General features: G+C 44.4%; 13 protein-coding genes and 1 pseudogene. 3 read left to right on the top strand and 11 right to left on the bottom strand.

All coding sequences use genetic code 11. The features are described 5' to 3' along the window. Positions 1–81: 81 nt before the first annotated feature. From H735_RS16685 to H735_RS16680, 3 genes and pseudogenes are all read right to left on the bottom strand, one after another. Positions 82–522 carry a YtoQ family protein gene (locus H735_RS16685; protein ID WP_020196348.1) on the bottom strand — a complete coding sequence of 147 codons (441 nt, stop codon included), beginning with the start codon at positions 520–522 and terminating at the stop codon, positions 82–84. Between the two features lie 33 nt (positions 523–555). Beyond that, positions 556–705: pseudogene (locus H735_RS31415) on the bottom strand (DUF1349 domain-containing protein); the annotation flags it as partial. Positions 706–833: 128 nt separating this feature from the next. After that, positions 834–1,991, bottom strand: a complete 1,158-nt coding sequence (locus H735_RS16680) for an AI-2E family transporter (protein ID WP_027726709.1) — start codon at positions 1,989–1,991, stop codon at positions 834–836. Positions 1,992–2,322: 331 nt separating this feature from the next. Between H735_RS16680 and H735_RS16675 the strand changes: the two genes are divergently transcribed. Continuing rightward, positions 2,323–2,919, top strand: a complete 597-nt coding sequence (locus H735_RS16675; protein ID WP_020196350.1) for a sugar O-acetyltransferase — start codon at positions 2,323–2,325, stop codon at positions 2,917–2,919. Between the two features lie 47 nt (positions 2,920–2,966). Continuing rightward, entirely contained in the window at positions 2,967–4,490 is a 1,524-nt protein-coding gene (locus H735_RS16670) for an AGE family epimerase/isomerase (protein ID WP_020196351.1), read from the top strand. Between the two features lie 70 nt (positions 4,491–4,560). On the opposite strand, the gene H735_RS16665 is transcribed toward H735_RS16670, so the two are convergent. After that, positions 4,561–6,120, bottom strand: coding sequence for a methyl-accepting chemotaxis protein (locus H735_RS16665; RefSeq protein ID WP_027726711.1), 1,560 nt, complete (start codon positions 6,118–6,120; stop codon positions 4,561–4,563). A gap of 428 nt (positions 6,121–6,548) precedes the next feature. On the opposite strand from H735_RS16665, the gene H735_RS16660 reads away from it, so the two are divergent. Beyond that, positions 6,549–7,121: a YceI family protein gene (locus tag H735_RS16660; RefSeq protein WP_020196353.1), complete on the top strand. Its 573-nt coding sequence runs from the start codon at positions 6,549–6,551 to the stop codon at positions 7,119–7,121. Between the two features lie 119 nt (positions 7,122–7,240). Here the strand turns inward: H735_RS16660 and H735_RS16655 are convergent, their stop codons facing one another. The 7 genes from H735_RS16655 to H735_RS16625 all read right to left on the bottom strand — a co-directional run bounded on the left by H735_RS16655 (position 7,241) and on the right by H735_RS16625 (position 16,908). Beyond that, complete coding sequence (locus H735_RS16655) at positions 7,241–7,873, bottom strand: cytochrome b (protein ID WP_020196354.1); 633 nt, start codon at positions 7,871–7,873, stop codon at positions 7,241–7,243. A gap of 138 nt (positions 7,874–8,011) precedes the next feature. Beyond that, complete coding sequence (locus H735_RS16650) at positions 8,012–10,900, bottom strand: Ig-like domain-containing protein (RefSeq protein WP_020196355.1); 2,889 nt, start codon at positions 10,898–10,900, stop codon at positions 8,012–8,014. 829 nt (positions 10,901–11,729) lie between these two features. Continuing rightward, positions 11,730–12,590 (bottom strand): nuclear transport factor 2 family protein, encoded by an 861-nt coding sequence (locus H735_RS16645; protein WP_020197342.1) that lies wholly within the window; start codon positions 12,588–12,590, stop codon positions 11,730–11,732. Positions 12,591–12,713: 123 nt separating this feature from the next. Further along, positions 12,714–13,592 (bottom strand): AraC family transcriptional regulator, encoded by an 879-nt coding sequence (locus H735_RS16640; protein ID WP_020197341.1) that lies wholly within the window; start codon positions 13,590–13,592, stop codon positions 12,714–12,716. 241 nt (positions 13,593–13,833) lie between these two features. Continuing rightward, positions 13,834–15,153 carry a peptidoglycan DD-metalloendopeptidase family protein gene (locus H735_RS16635; RefSeq protein WP_020197340.1) on the bottom strand — a complete coding sequence of 440 codons (1,320 nt, stop codon included), beginning with the start codon at positions 15,151–15,153 and terminating at the stop codon, positions 13,834–13,836. A gap of 226 nt (positions 15,154–15,379) precedes the next feature. After that, positions 15,380–15,928: an AAA family ATPase gene (locus H735_RS16630; protein ID WP_020197339.1), complete on the bottom strand. Its 549-nt coding sequence runs from the start codon at positions 15,926–15,928 to the stop codon at positions 15,380–15,382. A gap of 44 nt (positions 15,929–15,972) precedes the next feature. Next, positions 15,973–16,908 carry a LysR family transcriptional regulator gene (locus H735_RS16625; RefSeq protein WP_020197338.1) on the bottom strand — a complete coding sequence of 312 codons (936 nt, stop codon included), beginning with the start codon at positions 16,906–16,908 and terminating at the stop codon, positions 15,973–15,975. Positions 16,909–17,012 lie beyond the last annotated feature (104 nt).

Here is a 17,012-nt window from a genome sequence, read left to right as displayed (position 1 = left end):
TATGCGTTTAAGTATCTAAGTGCATTTAAAACCCTAAAGGTCAGCTTATATCTATGACAAGATAGAGTTAGCTTCGAGTGATTAAGGGTTTACCGTGTACGCGATTAACTCGACGATCTGTTCTGGAGTCGTTGCCCATGCCTGAGCAGAAGCATCAACTTCTTTAAGTGCATGGACAATGTTTTCATCATGCAAAGTGATGTAAGGCTTACCTAAAGCGGCACAGAAACCGGCATCAAACGCCGCATTCCACTGCTTGTATTTGTCACCAAATCGAATCACGGCAAGGTCACAAGACTTAATGGCGGTCTGAATTCGAATCGCATTTACTTTCGCTGATTTATGATCGCGCCAAAAAGGATTGTCTTCCGGGCCCAAACCATCGCCCGCTGCATCACTGGATTCATGGTGCGTGTTGGCAGAAATAAACGACACATTCAGGTCTTTTGCCTCACAACCTTTGATGATTTGCTCACGCCAGTCGGTATGGATCTCACCCGACAGGTACACAGTTAACTTCATAATCCCTCACTTTGCTTTGTTGTGTAGTTGGATTTAAACCGCATGCGCTAGCCATTTACAAGGCTCTAAACGCATATCTGTGAATGTGGCGGTAAATGAAGATTTAATCAGAAAACCTGGGCCACAGCGACTCAAGCGATACCAGATTGCCTCAGATAGCGGGATCTCAAAAGTAGCCCAATCAAAGAGTATCCGAATAGCACAGAGAATAGATTGCATTAAAAGCGTGTTGATCGCGGATTAACGAACACAAAAAAGACGGACGTGTGAGCCGTCTTTTTGTTTATCTGCAGTAAAAACTGAATAAAACGTTAGTCGTTCGAGTCCTTTCCTTTTTGCGCGGTTTCTTGAGGAGCTTCTTGTACCTGTTCACTTTCGATGACATCAGCAACGTCTTGGGTTTCTGTGTCTACCCACTTCATAAACACTTGGTAACCCGCCGCTAAGAAGGCAGCACCAATGAACATGCCAAGAATACCACCCGACATCATGCCGCCGACTGCACCAATCAGGACAATGGGCATAGGGACTTCTAACCCACGTCCGAGAATCAGTGGTTTCAAGAAGTTGTCGATCAGACTCGCTGCAATCAATAACACAGTAAAGATGACGTTATGAACCGTGCCGCTATCTCCTGCCCATAGAATACCGACAGCAACCAACGCAATAATGGTCACTGGCAATTGCACAATCGCAAAGATCAACGCAATGAGTGTAAACAAAGCGGCAGCAGGTACACCGGATAATGCAACAACTCCGCCGAATGCCATTGCCGTTAAGAACGCAATACCGATGATTCCCACGGCGACTTGTCTGATGGTGGCCGTGGTGAGTTGATGTAAATCTGGCCCCCTCACCTCATCGGTGAAGCTAATGAAGATCTTACGTATCGACTTTGCAGCAGGTTGAGCCCAAGCGAGCATGATACCGGCGATAATGATCGCGCCTATCAGCATAAACACGCTCTTCGCCGCTCCCGTTGCACTGTCAACGAACCAACTAAAGATGCCTTTGATTTGAGGCTGACGCTTTTCGACAAACGTTGGCAGATCGTCTGCGGCCTCGTACCAAACGGCATGAACTTTTTCACCGACTAGAGGCCACGTTTTGACGCTATCTGCAGGCTTGGCGATGACCAAAGTGCCATCTCGATACGATTCAAAGGCACCGAGTGTTTTCGAAGCAAAGGAATTGCCCACCATGGCCGTTGGCGTACCGAGAATCAAAACCCCAATGATGGCAATTAATGTGGCAGCACGCGCCGAGCTTAACCCAAGCTTTCTTTCAATGACGAGTTTGACTGGATAGAGCGCAATGGCAAGCACCAGCGCCCAAAGCAAGATAGGAAGAAATGGTAAAAACGCCCACCAACAGACAATAACGATAAGCGTCGTGACTGAGAATCGTATCAAAGACGTGGTAAACGCCTTAGCCAACACTTTCTCTAAGTTTTCATTTGGATTGCTCAACTGTTTTTCCCTTTGGTTTCGCGCCATATTCTTATTCATCGGTAATCCGAAAATCGATGACGCGTGAATAGACCCAACACAGTATTTATCCGCACTTAATCAAAGACCGACGGCTTAAATAGCCACGGTTTCATAAAACAAGCACTCATATAAAACCTAGTACACTTCCCCGTACATTCAACGGTTTAGTATTGAAGTGTTTCTCAAGGCGATGTTATGAAGTGTTATTGAGTGACCATATTCTGATTTTACGGTTCTCAATTTCTACTTGTATAGCGCGCGCTTTATATTGCTCACTTTGTTGCATTATTTAAGCGTTAGGGACAAAAAGATGTCAGCACTCGAACTTATGCGTTCAGGAAAGGTTTATAACTGTCTGGACGAAGAACTTCAGCTCATGCGAGAGCGCACGTGTGAGCTCACTTTCAACTTCAACCACGAACCCAATGCAGCAAAGCGTCATGCACTTCTCGTTGAAATAGGTGTCAATCTTGGTGATGGTGCTTGTATCCAAGCCCCGTTGCAATTGTCGTATGGATGCAACCTTTCAGTTGGCTCGCACACTTACATTAATTGGGACGCCATCATCATAGACAACGGGCAGGTAACTATCGGCGCGAACGTGATGATTGGTCCACGAGTTCAAATCTATACCGCAGCACATGCTTTAGAGACAGAGCAACGCCTTGCTGGTGATGAAACTGCAAAACCTGTAACGATAAGAGATAAAGTCTGGATTGGTGGCGGTGCGATCATTATGCCGGGCGTGACGATTGGAGAAGAAGCCGTGATTGGGGCCGGATCGGTCGTAACGAAAGATGTTGCTCCGGGAGACCGCGTTGCTGGGAACCCCGCTCGTTCTATCAAAAAGAATGACAAGCTTGTCAGCAGAAGGAATAGAAAACCGGAGAGATTCAACGGTTTGTAGAGGTCGCCAACCGATATACTCTTTCTTTTCTTTCAAGGACTTGCTTTATGCCTTTTTCGACAAAGTCGTTAATAATAGCGCTCTCTCTCGCCACAAGTTCGGTGTCACTGGCGGCGACAATTGAAAGCTCAGCTTCAAACGAAACAGTTTCCCAAGGCTCGCTTGCAAATAATGCGGCGTCAACGACCTTTCCATCTACTCAGACATGGCTAAACCACGTCACAACTGGCTTAGCCCCTTACTGGATGGATGAGAAAGCTTACGGAGAACCTGTTGGAAACTTCCCCACTTTCCGCTGCAACGATGGTCGCAAACTGGATACAGCCAATGTCTGCAATGAGTTAGATCGAGGTTGGATTACTCCCTATTTTGGTCGTGAATATACGCGAATGAAGTCACGCCAAACCTACGCCTATGGGGTTCTTTTCCACCTGACTGGAGACACTCAAGCCCTTGAGTTAGCTAAACAAGGGGCATATTACTTAATCAATGAATTGCAAGACAAAGAGCATGGCGGCTTTATTTCGTTCACGCAAAACAAACAAGCTGGATTAAAGTGGACACAGAGAACTTCACAAGACCAAGCTTACGCACTCGTTGGACTTGCAATGTATTACTACTTAACGGGCGATCCTCAAGTAGAAAAAGTGCTTATTGATCAGCAAAAATTTATCTTTGATAACTACAGGTTAAACGATGAAGTAGGACTTGCTTGGGTTTTACAAGATGGTGATGAGCAAAGTGCAAAACAGCATGAGTTGGTTGCACAATTAGACCAAATTAACGGCTATATGCTTTTGGTTGCTCCCCTATTACCAGAACCACACCGAACGACATGGCTAAGGGATCTGACTTGGTTAACAGATACATTAGTTGAACATTATCACTCAGATAAAGAGCAGCGCTTCTACGGCGCCATTCATCACAAAGCCGTCATGCAGCCAAACGCTAAACATAACGATTTTGGTCACACCATTAAAGCGTATTGGATGACTTACCTTGTCGCAGAACAAATAAACAATGCCGATTGGAAACAGTTTGCGAAACAAGGCATGAGAACGACATTAGAGCGAGCGCAATATCAACAACAGTTTGAACCAGTTAGCGCTTTATTCTCTGCCGAACTACAAAGCGAATGGGCGAATCAGTCCATCCCTGCTTGGCAAAGCCGCCCTTATTCTAACGGCAGCTCTTCTTGGGAATGGGCGGAGCTTGACCAATCAGCAATGACACTTGCCATTTTAGATAACAAGGTGGGAAATGTACTGCCATACACTACCCGTGCTTTTATGGATGCATGGGTTGATCATCAATATGGGGGCGTCGGTCTCGATCCAAAATCAACCAAAGCGTTTCATTGGGGCAATGGTTATCATCAATTCGAGCACGCATTGATTGGCACCTTAACGTCTGGTGCACTAAACCAGCAGCCAGTGACTTTGTATTACGCAAATTCGAGCAAAGCGCAATCCGATTTCATGCCTTATTATTTCCAGGGCAAATTGGATAACTTCAAGCGAACGGCGCAAGGCGAAATTCAAGCAGTGACCTTTAGTAACATCACCCCATAACCACTCTTTGTATACGTATCAGCAAACAAAAAGGCGACTCGATGGTCGCCTTTTGCATGCTTGTTGTGGGTTAGATTTTGAACGAGCCGACGTAATGATCAAGCGTTTGTGAAAGCTCGGCCAGTTGTTGACTCGATTGCTCTAATTGCTCACTTGCATTTAGACCGAGCTTCACTGAGTTGCTCACCGTATCCATGTTCATGTTGATCTCGTTAGCTACCGTCGATTGCTGTTCTGTTGCCGTTGCAACCTGAGTATTAATATCCAAAATGGTCATTACCTGTTTAGAAATTGCTTCTAGTGCTTGTCGCGCCAGTTCCGTCTCCGCAGTTCCTTCTTCGATCAGAGCTTTACTGTTCCCCATCGAATTCACGGCATTTTGCGCTTCGTCTTGTAAGCGTTTGATCATCAGGTCAATCTCATCGGTTGACTGCGCGGTTTTCGTCGCAAGGTTACGCACCTCGTCAGCTACCACAGCAAAACCACGACCTGCGTCACCAGCACGAGCAGCCTCAATTGCAGCATTAAGTGCTAACAAGTTGGTCTGTTCTGAGATACCACGAATCACCTCAAGGATTGAACCGATCGATTGAGTATTATCTGCCAAACTGACGATGATGCTGGACGTGCTGTTCATCTCGGTTTCAAGGTTTGTGATTGCCGTAGTGGTCTTTTGTAGCGTCTTGTAGCCTTCTTGCGTTTCATCCGTTGCAGTACTTGCCGCGCTCGCTGCACCTGCTGCGTTCGATGCAATCTCATTAACTGTCGCAATCATTTCATTCATCGACGTCACCACCAGCATGGTTTGCTCGTTTTGCTCCTGCCCACGAGTCAACGCCTGTTGAGATTGCTCACGTAAGGCAGTTGCAGAGCCATTCAATGCAACACCAGTATTCACCACTTGCGAAATAATTCCATGAACCTTTTCGACAAAGAGATTAAATGCTGATGAAATCTGAGCCACTTCATCATTGCCTTTTGTTGGCAAACGAACAGTCAGATCGCCTTCCCCTTGCGAAATGTCATGCAGTGCATTTTTCAATACTGATAACGGCTTCATTAAATGGCTTAGCAGAAGTGAAAGTAGTACCACGCAAAGTACAAAAATCACGATCATTGAACCAAGTTGATAGCTAATAATACCGTTCGTTGCTTGGCTCACTTCCGTAATTGGAATACCGATATCGAACGTGCCGTAGAGCTGGCCATTCACGTAGATTGGAGCCATGATATCGAACACCCACACTTGCTGCACATCCGCATACCACTTCGAGTATTGCTGCACACCTTTGGTTGCCCCCGCCACTGTATAGTCATCTTCGTACTTCTTGTTTAGCTTTTGTCTATCACTGTGTGCAACAGCAGAAACATTGCTATCTATTACAATGGCATAACTTACATCTGAACGTTGCTTTAACTGGTCAACTAACGCTTGGAGATCTTCGGTAGGATGGTTTGAGTTCTCTAGAATGTAACTTGCATTCTCAGCTAAAAACTCAGCCTGAACCTGAGATTTGTGCAAGATAATGTCATCGATTTTCTGACTTGAGATAAAGTAGGTAGACGCCATACTCGCCATGACAGCAATGCCAAACATGGCACAAACGGCTAATAGAATGATTCTTTTCATTATGGTTGTCTCAACGCAAGCGATTAATTTCTATCAACGGGGTTAATTAAGCCGATGGTTTGGCATTACTCTCTTTGCCAAATCTCTCTCCCGCGACACTGGTTTTAACTATTCAGTTACGTTATCCGCATCAGGTGCAACCACTTTAATAAAATGAACCTTTTTTATATCAGCATCACACTTTTATAGAATAACCATATTGGGCGTATAGATTTACCAACACCTTAATAAGTCATTGCTAATTAGCACATTTTTGACATAAAAAGCGTAAATGGCATCAGTTACATTGATATCAAATCATCATTAGTGAGCGCACAATCACATCGAAAAAATCATCGAAATCAATCGATTTAATTCTTTATTAACTTTTATAAATCCGAACTACTATCAAGTAGAACCGTTGTTCAACGTATATAAGGTTAATAATAATGAGAAAGACTTTATCCACCCTAAGCATCGCGCTTGCGCTATTTTCAGGTGCATCGTTCGCTGCTGATAACTACACGCTAGATTCAGAATTCTCCTCAGTCAGCTTTGCTACCATCAAAAATCAATTTGTTGTTGAACCCGCGACCATCGATGCCCTCAAAGGCACGCTTAACAGCGAAGGACAATTTGATGTGTCTATCGACCTAAACAGCATTGAAACCGGCATTCCAATCCGTAATACGCGACTCAACGAAATCTTCTTCGAATCGGCAAAACATGCCCCTGTGAAAGTTGTCGGTAAAGTCGATTGGTCAGCACTAGGCGAAGGCTCTCACAAGCTTAAAGTCCCTGCTGAAGTGACGCTGTTTGGTAAGACCAAGTCGGTAGAATTCCCTGTTGTGGTACTCAATGCTGGCGATACTGTGATGGTTAGCTCAAGTGCGCCTGTCATTATTGGCGCTTCAGATTTTGGTATCCCAACTGAAAACTTAACAAACCTAGCAGCAACGGTTGGTGGCATTAAGATTTCAGACCGAGTTCCACTCACTCTGAATCTCACCTTTAAAAAGTAGTTATTTAGCCCAAAACGGCTTGATAACGCGAAACAAAGGCTTGGAGGCTCACCAAGCCTTTTTTCTTGTGGTTTAAACCGCTTTATTCAATGTGCGTTAAAGCGCCAGTTTCCCCGCTATCAATTTTGCTTAGACGTACTCAACGCCATGCTTCTTAACACATCATTCTTACTCACGAAGTGGTGTTTCAATGCCGCCGCGACGTGCAACGCCACCAGCGTCGCTAATGTGGCACAACCAACTCGATGAACCATAAAGAAAAACTCATTCACTTCGGCATTAGAAATTGGGTTTGGAATGGTAAACAGCCAAAAGAATGGGTACTCGTGCTTAAGCATCAAAAAGCCACTAACAAAGACAACAAACATCACAAGATAGATGGTGCCATGGGCCAATTTAGCAATGCTTTTCTGCGTGCTAGGTATCGTGCTTGGTAACTCCGGTGTCTTTCGAAAGAATGACCAACCCCAACGTACGATTAACAACACGGATGCGATGGTCGCGAATGACATATTGAGCGTCGACAACACATGAAACAGTTGCGGCATATCCATCACAAACAACATGCCATAACCAGCAATGGTGGCGTAGATGATGATCACCGCCATTATCCAATGTAACCATTTACTAAACGCGTCATAGTGTTGTGACGTATTACTTTGGCGTTGGGGTGAGTCATTTTTAGGTTTGAATGCCTTATTTTGGGCGTGCGGAATCGCTTTCTGGTGCTGACCAGAATCTAGTTTTGACATATTGTCACCACTGAATTTCAATTGGAATTTGCATGGGAATACGGCGAGCGAGAAGCGTTCCCATGATGAAGATTGAAGAAATAACGGAAGGCATGAGAGCCTTCCGTCGTTCAAGTAGATTACAAGATGAGGTGAGTACTACTTGCTTACACTGATCATGTCGTTAAAGTAGTCAACTTGTTCTGCCATGCTCAAACCTTGGTTGTTTGAACCTAGCGTCCACATAAAGAAACCACCATAACCGTTATCTTTCTGCCATTTAGCACGGTCTAGGTTGTTTTGACGCGTTTCAACAAAGTTGCCACCTGGCGCCCATTGGCTGTTGATCGTGTTACCTAAAACAATCTTCGACTTGTCTCCAATATATTCAGCATAGTTCGCCATCGCGACGTCGTAGAGGAAATTTCGACCTGCGTCATATGTCATTACGTTGAAGAAATCGAAGTCGTTCTTGGTTGCTTTCAGCAAATCGATTACTTCACCGTGGTGAGATGAACGGCCTGATGGCTCAATGTAAGAACAATTTTCGAACACACTCGCATCCATACATTCAACTGGGTCTGCACCTACGTGGTAAGTAGTCAGAGACAGAACCTTCGTATTGCCTACTTTCTCACGGATCAGTTTGATCAGAGCAGTCAGATCTTGGTTCTCTTTATCCGTGATTCGAGCGGCTTTTTCGAAGTCAAAATCTAGACCGTCAATGTGTACGTAGCCTGCTAGCTGGTATTTACTGTAATCACAGCTGCCATCAGGTTTTGATGCAAGACATTCACCTTCCATCTCTTCTGGTGTCAGATTCTTTTTGTACACAGGGAATGGCGTATGTACCAAATCAACCAATCCAGTTGCAACCGCTTCACGGCTTTGTGGCGTGCTGATCGCTGACCAAATGCTTTCGTACGTTTGACCACCGAACGCCACCATCATAGTCACGTTTTCATTGTCATGCTTAAGCGTCGACCAAGCTAGGTACTGCGTTGGCATCCAATCCGGATTGTAATCTGGTGGCGTTAGCATGCCATCAGAGATCGTAATGTTACCGCTCGCGTCCCACTTACCAAATGACAATAGGTAACCGTCACCCTCTGAATTGAACAACTGCTCGTAGTCATTCAAGCCCCATGATGTTAGGTAACTGATAGAGCGATCTGGGTTATCGACTAAACCACCGCCGCCAGTGCTTTCTTTCACCGTAATGTTTGACGTTGCCGAAGTTTGTTCTTGGCTTGCTGTGTTAACCGCTTTAGCCGTGATCGCGTAAGCGCCCTTCTGTGCACCTAGCCATTCGTATTCGTATGGTGCTTCGGTGTCTTTGAATAGCTCATTACCATTTGCAATAAAGCTTACTGAAGTAATATCACCTTCGTAGCTCTTCGCGTCAGCTTTGATTGAAATCGCACGACCTTCAAAGTAGCTCGAACCATCAACAGGAGAAGACAGCGAAACCACCAAGTCTTTATCGGTGATCGCCAGAGAAATTGGTGCGGCTTCTGCACTTGCGCCTTGGTCATCGTAAGCGACGACGGTTAGCGTATATTGACCTTCGTCTTGTGCAGGAACTGTAATGGTGTAGGTATCGCCTTGTGACGGAGTGCTTGATGTTGCCACCACTTGACCATTCAACTGAACGTCAACACGAGCAACTTCAGTATCGTCAGTCGCATCGACAATCACATCGAACGCTTGGTTTGGTGCAATTTTTTGCCCATCTTGAGGAGATTGAACATCCACCACTGGAACTGGGTTCGGATCACATTGCCCTACTTCGTCCCACGCGTCTTTCCACGCATCCGGATAATCTGGGTGACCTGTCCCCGGCGTCCAAACTGGGTTTCCACACCAACCTGCTACGGTACATGAATAGATGTTACCGATATTGGTAACTTCATCACCCACCTTGTATGCCACGCCATCTTCGTATTGAGGAACATCGCCACAACTGGTGCCCGTGTCTGTCACAGTAATGGTTAGGCTCTTGCGAGTAACATGTTGTTCGTCATCTTGAGCTTCTGCGCGAAGCGTTGCTGAACCCGCTGTTTGTGCAGTCCAATCACAAGAGAAATCTTGTGTCGTTTTCGCGTCTAACTGACATACTTCAGCATCGTTAGCGAAGAACTTAACCGTCGCTAAGTCATCATCCGCATCGGTAACATTAGCTGAGATCGAAATCGTGTCACCTTTTTGGTGAGAAGAGCCTGCATCTGGCGAGATAAACTCAATCACAGGAGGATTCGGCGCGGTAGATTCTGATTCAACCGAGACTTGTACAGATTGTTCAGTCAGCTTTTCGCCACTCTCGTTGAACGCCATGACAGCAATTGAAGCGGCGCCAAGTTCCGCTGGTAGCCAAGCTTGTTGATACTCGGTCGTTCCTTCTACTACAGGCTGTTCTGCCAGCTTGTTATTGTTGACCCAGAACTCTAGCTTGCTTGCACCTTCACCCTCTACGCTCGTGATGATGTCTACGTTCGAGCCAGTGTAAACCACAGAGTTTTGTGCCGGCGCTAAGATATCCAATGAGAACTCTGGTGGAGGAACAACTTCACCATCGACTTTCACCACTACGGAATCTTCAAACGCATTGAGATCCTTCAGTTCACCGCCAAAAGAGATGGTTAACGCCGCCGACTCACCAGATGCCAACTCACTGTCTACCCAAGAGCCTGCTGGGAATTTAAGTGTTACAGCGCTCAATACGCCGTCAGCTTGTGTTGTATGAGCAATCTCCCATGATGGGTATGAAAGGTGATTTGATGCCCAACCAATGTCGTTAATTGCGACAGGCAGTACGAACTCAATCACTGCCTCACGCATGTCTGCGCTGTCTGAGCCAGTGTTTTTGATGTCTAACTTATAGGTGCTCCAGTATTCGCTTTCTGATTGTGCAACCGCATCGGTGCTGAATTCCGCTGCCATGGCTTGGGAGATCGGATTCAACAATAAACCAGAACAAAGCATTGTTAACCCTAACGTGCGATAACCAATGGAGTTTGTCTGCGTAGCACTGCTCTTTCTTAGATACATAATTAAGTCCTTAGTCTTATATTAATTATTTAGGTACTGCACAAAGACCTGCAATTAACGGTTCATTTATTTTTTGCAAGCACACTTAATTTATAAATAAAAATAACCAAGGCAAAAATTCCTTCTTACTTCTGGGATAAATATCAAACTTTATCTTTGATAGCGAATAACCGCCCAATTTTATAAAGCTAATTATTATATCAACCAAGTTTAAATTCATGTTAAAGAATAAACTTAATTAGCTTATTTTAATTTAATTCAAAGTAGCTTTGTTACGATCAAAAGAAAGGCGTTGTTTTGAGAAAATAGACGGCAACTTTTAGAACTCTAACAGCAAGTTAGCAACAAAAGCCTCATTTCACATTCAACAAAAAGAACTAACTCTGAGTTAAATAAAACCGTAAAAACATTAACTTAACTGACTTTGTTGTAGTATTTTTCTTACAACAAATAAGTAAGATGCATAATTCACCCAATTTAATAGCCAGCACAAATAGAAAGATAACAAAGGCGAAGAAAATCAAATAAATCGATTTTCAAAATATTATTTGGAATTAAAGTCACACATTTTTCATGCGCCACAACAAAAATACGAAAGAGAAAAATTAGAGCCTTAATTCTATTCATACTTCATAAAGACCCTAATAATCCAGTTATCACTTAATGTCGTTAATTTCTGTACAAATAAAAACCAAAGTTAAGCTGTTTTTATTTTACACCTGTATCACATTGATTTATTTTCGAACTATTATTGGATATATAACTCGCTTAAACGAAAAAAGAGAGCCCACAATGTGACTCTCTTTTTCGTGCATGTTGTCTTTAGATGCTATTTAAAGCCGAACTTGCCATTGCCGTTCTTCCACTCTGACTTCGGTGGAATCGCTTCAATCGTGTCCCAATGCTCTACAATTTTGCCATTGTCGACACGGAATAAGTCATAGAACGCGACATGTTGATTCATGAACTGACCTTCGCTCACTGATAACACGAAGTTCCCTTCACCGATAATCAAATGGTTCTTGCTGTATACCATCGGCATGCCCGCTTCCGCTAATTGTTTAAGTGCAACACCCAAACCACTCAAACCGTCGGCCACTGCAACGTTGTGTTGGATGTAGTCACTGTCTTTATCACCGATAAACTTACTGATCTGAGACATATCCCCTTTCATCAGAATGGTTTGTACAAAATCAGAAACGATCGCTTTGTTCTCATCCGTTTTGTTTACATCTGTAATTTCTGTTGCACCGTCAAATTGAGTGCGACCACTTGGATTAGGTTTCGCTACGTCTTGTAAGTTATCCCAGTGCTCGACGATCAAACCATCTTCAAAACGGAAAATATCAAAGCCAGCTTTCGGTCCGAAAAAGTCGTATTCCGTGTGCAATGCCACGTATTCGCCATCTTGAATGGTACGAATCACTTTCGCTTTAGCACTGCCCTCTGGCAGCATCTTCATTACTTCACCAAAGCCCGCTAAACCGTCTGCAACCGCAAGGTTATGCTGAATGTACTTGTTTGGATTAATGTATGAAATCGCGTTTTGGTCACCACTTTCAATGCTTGAGATAACCGCGACGGCTTTATCACGATTCGACAATTCCTCGGCATTTACAGCGAAAGAAGCACTAGCAAAAACAGTGAATGCGATAACAGAGCTAGCGAAAAAGCGAGTCAATTTGTTCATATTATTTTCCTCTTGTTGGCTTGAGAACAATAATAGGAATGAATCAAAGACTCGTCTGTGTGGATGTGCGTCGGAAAATGGTCAATATCGAACATGAACACAAAAAGGCGTTCATAGTCAACATCATAACTGTGGTTCGGCGTATTGCTTCTGGAATTGGCTTGGTGTCATATCGGTTTGATTTTTAAAGTATCGAACAAAATTACTCGCATCTTCAAAACCAAAGTCAAAAGCTAACTGTTGTGTCGTAACGTTACTCACCACCAAGCGACGCTTTATCTCTATCGTGACAAACGCATCGATCATTTGTTTCGCGGTTAAGTTGGTAGCCAGCTTGCAGATAACATTTAACGTTTTATACGTTGACCCCATCTGCCTCGCATACCAGTTCGCATCACGGATATGTTCATAATTCGCTTGGAGCAAATCAAAGAAACGTGCAAGCTTGTAGCTCTGCTCTTTGGTTAACTTATCGTGCCGCTCCTCAGGGCGAAGGCGATGCAGCATCAGGGCGAAAGAAGAGAAAAGATACATGACGATCAATGGGTCGGAATGCTGACTTTCAATTTCCTTGATAACCTCACCAATAAGCAGTTTGGCACTCTGGCAGGTAGCTTCGTCTAAGTTCAATAACGGTGAACGAGCTTGGTTTAAATGCGTTGGAGTGTAGTTAGGTAAACGCATGTTGGCATGCACTTGGTCTAAAAACGCTTGGGTGAAAATGATCACTTTGCCGGAGGGTTTGTTGGACAAATCGAAAGCTTGCACCTGCTCGCGACGAACAAAGAGGATGCTGCCAGATTCAAACGGATACTGCTTAAAATCCACCATGTGCACGCCACTGCCTTTTTCGATGTAAACCATCATAAAGAAGGTAATGCGATGCGGTTTTTGAGGTGAATGGCTTTTGTACTCTTGGCCATGCAAGCTTTCTAGATCGAAGATTTCAATCTCTGCTTGATTCGATTTCTTATGGTCAAAGCCTACGGTTGGTATTTGCATTCACCCTCCACTCGTTACTACTTGTATTTTGGTCAATTTCAGCAGGAATGCGAATCGAACTGTATCACATCGCGCAACCAAGGTAGCGTTTGAGGTGGTGAATGTCTGTCTATTCTCTCTAAACCAACATGCTGCTTAAAATAAGCCAGTTCATAAAACAACATGGTCCATAAAAAACATGGCTCTTAAAACACAAAGGCAAGCCGAAGCCTGCCTTTGTTCATTGAGCTATGCAAAGAGTCTAAGACGTTTTTTTACCCTCGCTCGCTTCTGCGTTGCTTGCGTTTTGCGCGGTAGCAACCATGTCATCAAACTCAGAAACTCGTGCTAGGAACGCAGGTTTGTCTTTGTTTGGAATCGAACTCGCCAACGGCAAATCGGCTGTCATCGAATCCACTGCACGGTTGCGCACCAGTACTTCGAAGTGCAAGTGTGGGCCTGTTAGACGACCTGTCGCACCCGAAAGCGCAATCTTTTGTCCACGCTTAACATGATCGCCTTTCTTGACTAAGAAACGGCTCAAGTGCAAATAACGAGTTTTGTACACACTGTTGTGCTCAATCACCAAGTATTTGCCTGCGTAAGGGTGGTTACGAACAGCAATCACTTTGCCATCACCCGTTGAGTAAACTGGCGAACCCACTGGCGTCGCGAAATCGGTACCATTATGCGGTTGAATGCGGCCTGTTACTGGGTGTCTTCGGTTCGGGTTAAACGGAGACGTAATACGTCGGAATTGTTTGTCGATTGGATAACGGTTAAAGGCTTGTTCTAGGCTGTTTCCATCACGGTCATAGAAGCGACCATCTTCAGCCAAAAACGCTTCTACGTCTTTACCACGCATCTTGATGGCAATGCCCTGTACTTCGGTATTGCCGGTTAAGTGGTCATCAACGTACTGACGACGCACCAGCACATGAAAGCTATCGCCAGCTCGCAGCTCGCGGGCAAAATTCACTTTGTCACGAAGTACACGCGTAATGTTGGCAATCTGGGTAGTAGTTAATCCTTGTCGGTGCGCAGAAGATGAGAAACTGCCGTTGATTTCACCGGAATACATTTCCTCACGCCATTCACCCGGCTCTTCAACAAAGTCATAAGCGAATGTGCCATCGTCGTTCTGCGTGTAAATCGAACGTTCGACAAGGCTTTCGTGGAAGATCACTTGTTGCAGTGTCTTGGTGTCTCTGTCCACGACAAACTCAAGGTGGTCACCTGGTTTGATGGTATCCAGTTTCAAGGAGGTTAAATCGGCTTCAAGAAGCTTTTGCGTGGTTTCGTATGGGACGCCCCATGAGGAGAAGATCGTGCTGAGTGTGTCACCTACTTTAACGAAGTAGTGAATACGTGCAATGTTGTCGTGATCTTGGTTTGCCTCTTCGGCGTTTGGTGCCGTGTCGTCTGTCTGAGCCTCGTGTACGTGAGAGCCCTCTAGCTCGGAATAAGGCGTGACCTTAATGGTGATTTCTTCTGGTTTCGTTTCTGCTTGATAGGTGAGATAGGCTGCAAGAGAGAATGCGGTAGCAGCGACAGCAATGAGTGAATAACGAACAAACTTCATAGTACTTGGGATAATCGGAAACAGTAATTGTTATGTTATAACATCTGAATCTCAAAATTTAAACATTGCGTATTTGAGAACTTTGTTTCTAAGCTTTTCTAGTCTCGCTAAGCGCCTATTTTGCTTAAATAAACCTTACTGTAAAAAAGGGTAAATTCCTCTTACCCTCTCTATGATTGCGTGATCCCAGTTTAGTTCACTTTACTACTCCCAACTTCTATAAATTCTATAGCAACTGCCGATCTTTTAAGCGTTCGAGAATAAAATCCACACGTTGTTCGACACTCATCGTCGGCACTTCTATCAACTCATAACCATATTGATGATATGCCGCTACCATGGATTGATAAGTCCTTACGGCTTCAGCAAAGTCTTGTTTTCGTTCTTCATCATTAGCAAAAATGGCTTCCCAAGGTGGAAAGATAAAGACAGAGTTGGCGTAACGTATATGCTGACAAGTATCCATTAATGCTTGTGGAATGGGTAAGTTTTCTAATTGGCTATAACCGTATGAATCCACAATACAGCGGTCAAAGAAGACAAGCTCATTGAGTTGTTCGAAGGCTTGATGGTGTTTTTTCTCTTCACGTACCATCTCATCACGAAAGGCTATTTTGTCTTTCCACGGTAAAGCATCACCATCCAGAGCAACTTGCTGTTTGATCACTTTGCGCCCCACTTCTGGCGCGCAAGCGTAACCAAGCTCAATCAGCTTTTCTATTACAGAGGTTTTGCCCGCACCTGGGCCACCTGTAAATACGATTAGGTTGTTCATGTAGACCTCGATTGTTGAAGCGTAATGTTCGCCTTCCGCCCTTTTTATGTCGGTCTTTGGTTATTCTCGAATCGGTGTTGTAGAAGAAGTTTGATCTCTGAAAGAAGCCAGTTAATCAATGGGGTATCTTGAGTTTGATAGAGGTAATAGGCGTACACATCCATATTTTGCTTGGGTAAGCCTGTGCTGGAAGTAACGTTAGGATGAATAGCGACGATATCGTCTGGAAGTGTCGTCATGACACTGGCGACTGGGAAGAAGGCATCAGAATGTCGGATGGCATTAAAGTTAACCTCCGGCGAATCCGATTTCAACAAAATATCCGGAACATGACCGGCTTTTAACATGGTCTGCTCTGCCGTTTCGTGTCTTGTTTGCCAATCCGGAGTACGAATCAACACCATTGGATACTTGGCTAGATCATGAATAGTAACAACATCAAGTTGAGTGAGCGGATGCCCTTGTCTGACACAAAACTTGAAGTGGTTCTTGGGCATCAACTCTTGTTTGATCTGTTTGGAATACCCTTCTGGGCCGTAATCCAAAGCGACGTGGATTTTTCGAGACAACAAAGCCGATTCTACTTGTGAACGCCAATCCATAATCTCAAATCTTGCGTTTGGGGCTTTCTCTTGCAAAGTAGAGAACAGATCCACACCAATTGCATTCGTCAGTGCATTGGTCAAACTGATGGAAACTTTTTCTTGATATTTAGAGGGATCAAATGCCGCTTCTAAGGCCAACAGTCCATCAATCTGCTCGATCAATTCAGGAAGACGGCGCTCTAATTCATAACAACGCTCTGTAGGCACTAATCCATAACGCTCGCGCACGAACAATGCGTCATCAAAAGTTTCCCTTAATCGACTGAGCGCGTGACTTACCGCCGATTGACTAAGGTTCAAACGTTCTGCTGCCTGCTTAGTATTTCTGGTTTCGAGCAGCACTCGTAATACTTTGAGTAGGTTGTAGTCAAACATACGCCGTCTCTTTCATCACTCTTTGTCTTAGATATTAATACAGTTAATTTCTAACATTCAACAGCTTCACTTCTGAACATATCTCGTTCTGCCTAATATGGGGT

The sequence above is a fragment of the Vibrio owensii CAIM 1854 = LMG 25443 genome (assembly GCF_000817815.1).
Classification (GTDB): domain Bacteria; phylum Pseudomonadota; class Gammaproteobacteria; order Enterobacterales; family Vibrionaceae; genus Vibrio; species Vibrio owensii.
The sequence above is the reverse complement of the archived record's forward strand: the minus strand, read 5'-3'. Positions and strand labels throughout refer to the sequence as shown.

Bases quoted from the DNA above. Each gene is read 5' to 3' on its own strand.
- H735_RS16685 (WP_020196348.1), bottom strand. From the start codon at position 522: ATGAAGTTAACTGTGTACCTGTCGGGTGAGATCCATACCGACTGGCGT.
- H735_RS16675 (WP_020196350.1), top strand. From the start codon at position 2,323: ATGTCAGCACTCGAACTTATGCGTTCAGGAAAGGTTTATAACTGTCTG.
- H735_RS16670 (WP_020196351.1), top strand. From the start codon at position 2,967: ATGCCTTTTTCGACAAAGTCGTTAATAATAGCGCTCTCTCTCGCCACA.
- H735_RS16665 (WP_027726711.1), bottom strand. From the start codon at position 6,120: ATGAAAAGAATCATTCTATTAGCCGTTTGTGCCATGTTTGGCATTGCT.
- H735_RS16660 (WP_020196353.1), top strand. From the start codon at position 6,549: ATGAGAAAGACTTTATCCACCCTAAGCATCGCGCTTGCGCTATTTTCA.
- H735_RS16655 (WP_020196354.1), bottom strand. From the start codon at position 7,873: ATGTCAAAACTAGATTCTGGTCAGCACCAGAAAGCGATTCCGCACGCC.
- H735_RS16650 (WP_020196355.1), bottom strand. From the start codon at position 10,900: ATGTATCTAAGAAAGAGCAGTGCTACGCAGACAAACTCCATTGGTTAT.
- H735_RS16645 (WP_020197342.1), bottom strand. From the start codon at position 12,590: ATGAACAAATTGACTCGCTTTTTCGCTAGCTCTGTTATCGCATTCACT.
- H735_RS16640 (WP_020197341.1), bottom strand. From the start codon at position 13,592: ATGCAAATACCAACCGTAGGCTTTGACCATAAGAAATCGAATCAAGCA.
- H735_RS16635 (WP_020197340.1), bottom strand. From the start codon at position 15,153: ATGAAGTTTGTTCGTTATTCACTCATTGCTGTCGCTGCTACCGCATTC.
- H735_RS16630 (WP_020197339.1), bottom strand. From the start codon at position 15,928: ATGAACAACCTAATCGTATTTACAGGTGGCCCAGGTGCGGGCAAAACC.
- H735_RS16625 (WP_020197338.1), bottom strand. From the start codon at position 16,908: ATGTTTGACTACAACCTACTCAAAGTATTACGAGTGCTGCTCGAAACC.